Here is a 4,267-nt window from a genome sequence, read left to right on the forward strand (position 1 = left end):
GAAGGCACGGAGGTTCGTCAGGAACTGCTGCGGGTCAACGGTTGTGTCGCGTGTACTCATATGAACCAGAGCGGTGGACTCGGATATCACGAGATAGTGGATGTACGCCTAACCATCTCGGTAAATCAGCAATTCGGGCAGTAATGCACGACAGGATGCCGGTGCTAATCATTCCTGTCCGCGCTCAGTGAGGCCAAAATCCTGGTTTCGGCGTACCTATACACGTCATAGATACCTGCGAATATCGCACCTTAACGAGCGGGGGAGCGGTACAACACCAGCGTGGTGCCGATGATTCGACCGGTCAGAGGACGAGGTGTCTATTGTGCGAGGTAGCCACCATCAACACCGAGGGCCTCACCGGTAACGAAGGACGCATCGTCGTCACAGAGCCAGAGAACAGCACTTGCAACCTCCTCAGGTGTGCCGAGACGGTTCATCGCGTGCTTATTTGCGATTTGTTCGCGGAGCTCGGAGCCCTCTTCCATACCGCCCTCGCGGAGGAGTGGCGTGTCGATGAAGCCGGGACAGACGGCGTTCACGCGGACACCCGTCTCGCCGTTCTCGAGGGCAGCAGTCTTCGTCAGTCCGAGGACACCATGTTTTGCGGCAACATACCCGGAGGATGTCGCGAAGCCGACCTTGCCGAGAATCGAGGAGTTGTTGACCACAACGCCACCGGCGTCCTGTTGTTTCATCTGCGCGATCTCCGCCTGCATACACTTAAAAACGCCGACGAGATTCACATCGATGACGCTCTCCCAGCTCTCGGCGTCGTACTCCTCAACCGTCGCACTGTCACCGCCGATACCGGCATTGTTGAACGCATAGTCAAGGGATCCATACTCCTCAACGGCGGCTTCAACCATCGCCTCGGTCTCCGCGGCGTCAGTGACGTCCGTCTCCACGAACAATGCATCGCCACCGTCGGCTTCGATGTCGGCGATGGTCCCCTCGCCTCCCTTGACGTCGACATCCGCGACGACGACGCGTGCTCCTTCCGCAGCGAATTCAAGAGCGGTCTCTCGACCGATCCCAGATCCACCACCCGTCACGAGCGCCACAGAGTTATCAGCGACCATACTACAGAATCTATCGCGTGATGTGAAAAATATCGGGGATAGTTCTCATACCCCACGATCAGGAGTTGACTGATGACGCGAAGCCAAGCTGATACTGCTACGCTCCGAGTGCTACACTGTGGCTGAGAACGTGGTATAGAGGGTTAGGATGTGGTGAGCCGGCACCACGTGCTGGATGCGTTACTGCGGAGGCGGCAGACGGCAGCGAGAACGACGGCGCCGCTCACGAGGAACGCGGCTCCGAAGATGAGCACCGTGCTCACGGTGTTGAGGGCCGCGATGCCGTAGATGTTCCCCAGTTTGTTTGTCGCGACGGCAAGACTGCCGGCGAGCAACATTGCGGCGAAGTAGCCCTTGATCTCGTCCTCGTCGACGAGGTTCGTGGCGCCCGCACCGATGCGGGCGCGAGTGCGCTTCCAACGAGCAGGAACGCGACAACGGGCAGGGCGACCGCTCCGGACTGCGCGTAGGTGAACGCGCCGAAGGCGCCGGAAATCGTGATTTGGAGGATGTCCGTCCCGACGGCAATGGCTGCCGGGATGCCGAGCCCGTACATCATGGCGGGCATCAGGAGGAACCCGCCGCCGACACCGAGGAAGCCCGAGAGGACGCCGATAACGAGACCGATTGCCGCGACGATCACGCCGGAGACGCGGACGTCTCCACGGAAGGTGACCATCGGCGGAATTTCGATTGCTTGGACGCGTTCGGCAAGGTCAAGGCTGGCCCCGCTCTCGTCGTCGCTCTCGTCCGTCCAGGCGTCGCGGAGCGTGAACAAGCCGACGAGTGCGAGTAGGCCGACGTACGAGACGTTGATAACGAGGTCGGCCATGCCGGTCGCCTCAAGGAAGAATACGACGCTCTTCCCAAGTTCGATGCCGGCGGTCATCGCGGCAGTCATAATAGCCGCGAGTTTGTAGTCGACTTGGCCGTGGTCGCGGTGGCGCAATGCGCCGATGACGCTCGTCCCGAAGACAAACGCAAGCCCACTGCCGACGGCGACTGTCGATGGGTACCCGAGTACGAGCAGTGCGGGTGTCACGAGGAACGATCCGCCCATCCCAAAGAACCCAAAGAGGGTTCCGATCAGCAGGCCGAACCCGACGAACACGCCGACCATCAGCAGACTCAGTCCCAAGAGCTCCATCGTCAGTCACCTCTTACAGTGGTGAGGATGGTTGACTGGGCGAGATGGCTTAGCGCTCCGTAGCCGACGTAGAGGGCGAGCGCTTCGGCGAGTACGACGCCGACTGTCCCCACCGCCTGCAGGGGGCCGCTGAGGGTTTCGAGACCGAGCATCTCAGACCACCAGGATTTGTTCTTGTAGTTCCAATACTACACAATTCTGCTGGCGTGGGGATGCGATGGGGATGTGTTGAAACATGGATGATTAGTTGGCGGTGTTCGCGAGGCGACTGCGGACGTAGCCTTGCGCGTACGCACCGATGAACATCCCTGCGATCGCCCAGAGGATGGGGAAGTTCCCGATACCGACACTCGCGTAGGCAGCGCCCGGGCAGATGCCGGAAAGGCCCCAGCCGACACCGAAGATCACGCCGCCGACGACGACGTTCCGATCGAATTCTTTGACGCGCCGCGTGTACTCGGTTGCGGTCAGTGGCGCGCGATCAAGGAAGGTCGTCGCGAGGAAGAACGCGAGTCCCGTCACGACGGCAGCGCCGCCCATCACGAAGAGGAGGCCGAAGTCCTCGAACTGGAGGAAGTCTAAGACGACTTCGGGGCGGGCCATCCCGCTGATGGCGAGCCCGAGCCCGAAGACGAGGCCACCGACGAAGATGGCGGGCAGGAACAGCGCGCTCTCGCGCTCGCTCATGGACTCACCCCGAGGGCGGCGACGAGCTGTGCAGTCCCGATCGCGAACGCCATGAACGTCGCGACGTTCACGAGCGACGTCTCGGAGAGCGAGCCGACGCCACAAACGCCGTGCCCGCTCGTACAACCCTTTCCGAGGCGCGTCCCGATTCCGACGAGGACGCCGCCACCGAGGAGCCGCCACCATTGGACGTCCGTCGTCCACGCACTGGGATCGGGCGCGAGGACGATTCCCCAGAGGGCAGCGCCGGCGATAATGCCGAGTGTGAAGACGACACGCCAGTCACGCGATTGGACGTACTTGTAGCGGTTGAAGCGTTCGACGCCGGAGACGTAGGAGAGCGTCGACTCAAGAAACGTGCTCGCGCCCGCGATGATGCCCGTCGAGAGGTAGATGATGGTGGCGCCGAGGCCAACCAGCAATCCGCCCACGAGATAGGGGAGGATTCCTCTCGGGAAGAGCCCCTCAAGCCCAGACGCGAGAAGTGGAGTGAACGCATCCATGATTAGTTCGTCATGGCGTCTTCACTCGCCGCGCAGTTGTTCGGCCCGAGTTCGAGCTCGAACGCTGTCTCGTCGTCGGGCGCCTGCTGGCCGAGGTTCGTCGCGATGATCTTCTCGTGATTCGCGGGTCGCGGTGGCATGTCGGTGACGATGTAGTCGATGAACGTCTCTTGGTCCATGGTGAGGGCGTCCATCGTGTCGACGAGCGTCCCGAGGTCGGCAGTGTAGGTGTCGTCGTCGTTCGGTGTCGCGGCATCCGAGTAGTGGGCGGGTGCGATGACCGCGTCGTCGTCGAAGCGCTCGATGAGGGCCTGCAGACTCTCGTAGAGAGTGCGTGCGGCGTCCCTTGCGGCCTCGGGGTCTTCGAGATCAGGACGCGCGACGCTCTCCGTGAAGAGGCCGTCACCGGTGAAGAGGACGTTCCCGATGCGGTAGGTCGTCATCCCCGTCGTGTGCCCAGGCGTGTGGATCGCCTCGACGTCGATATCGCCGATATGGAGGGTTTCGCCGTCCGCGATCGTCTCGTACTCACGGTTGTAGTCGACGCCACGAGCATCGACCGTTTCGGGAAGAACGGCCGTCGCGTCGACCTCCTCGGCGAGGGCTCGGATGCCGGAGATGTGGTCGGCGTGGACGTGCGTGTCGACGGCGTAGGTGAGGTCGGCGCCGAGCGCGCGGGCGTCCCGCACGTACTCCTCGGTGAACGCGCGCAGTGGGTCGATAACTGCGGCTTCACCGTCGGACACGACGAGATAGGCGAGACAGCCTGAGGACGGCCGCCGGTACTGCGCGATGGTCGCATCACCGTCGGTGTCGAGTTCGACGCACTCGTAGATGCGCGCCCATCC

Annotated in this window: 5 protein-coding genes and 1 pseudogene; all 6 read right to left on the bottom strand. The window is 62.2% G+C overall.

From position 1 onward, the window contains the following. Nucleotides 1-320: 320 nt before the first annotated feature. Nucleotides 321-1,082 carry an SDR family oxidoreductase gene (locus AOZ13_RS12975; protein WP_020220632.1) on the bottom strand — a complete coding sequence of 254 codons (762 nt, stop codon included), beginning with the start codon at nt 1,080-1,082 and terminating at the stop codon, nt 321-323. Nucleotides 1,083-1,225: 143 nt separating this feature from the next. Then, nucleotides 1,226-2,229: pseudogene (locus AOZ13_RS12980) on the bottom strand (sulfite exporter TauE/SafE family protein). Nucleotides 2,230-2,231: 2 nt separating this feature from the next. Beyond that, nucleotides 2,232-2,381 carry a DUF7512 family protein gene (locus AOZ13_RS14605; protein WP_020220634.1) on the bottom strand — a complete coding sequence of 50 codons (150 nt, stop codon included), beginning with the start codon at nt 2,379-2,381 and terminating at the stop codon, nt 2,232-2,234. A gap of 91 nt (nt 2,382-2,472) precedes the next feature. Next, the gene (locus AOZ13_RS12985) at nt 2,473-2,916 is read right to left on the bottom strand and encodes a DUF6691 family protein (RefSeq protein WP_021780806.1); all 444 of its coding nucleotides are present in this window, start codon (nt 2,914-2,916) and stop codon (nt 2,473-2,475) included. Continuing rightward, on the bottom strand, nt 2,913-3,419 hold the full coding sequence (locus AOZ13_RS12990; RefSeq protein WP_021780807.1) for a YeeE/YedE family protein: 507 nt from the start codon (nt 3,417-3,419) through the stop codon (nt 2,913-2,915). The genes AOZ13_RS12985 and AOZ13_RS12990 overlap by 4 nt, the downstream gene beginning before the upstream one ends. Before the next feature lie 2 nt (nt 3,420-3,421). Continuing rightward, nucleotides 3,422-4,267 (bottom strand): MBL fold metallo-hydrolase (locus tag AOZ13_RS12995; RefSeq protein WP_049934128.1); only part of this gene is annotated, 846 nt, incomplete at its 5' end.

The sequence above is a fragment of the Halarchaeum acidiphilum MH1-52-1 genome, from assembly GCF_000474235.1.
In the GTDB taxonomy this organism is placed as follows: domain Archaea; phylum Halobacteriota; class Halobacteria; order Halobacteriales; family Halobacteriaceae; genus Halarchaeum; species Halarchaeum acidiphilum.

Coding starts and splice junctions, on each gene's coding strand:
- AOZ13_RS12975 (WP_020220632.1), bottom strand. CDS start 1,082: ATGGTCGCTGATAACTCTGTGGCGCTCGTGACGGGTGGTGGATCTGGG.
- AOZ13_RS14605 (WP_020220634.1), bottom strand. CDS start 2,381: ATGCTCGGTCTCGAAACCCTCAGCGGCCCCCTGCAGGCGGTGGGGACA.
- AOZ13_RS12985 (WP_021780806.1), bottom strand. CDS start 2,916: ATGAGCGAGCGCGAGAGCGCGCTGTTCCTGCCCGCCATCTTCGTCGGT.
- AOZ13_RS12990 (WP_021780807.1), bottom strand. CDS start 3,419: ATGGATGCGTTCACTCCACTTCTCGCGTCTGGGCTTGAGGGGCTCTTC.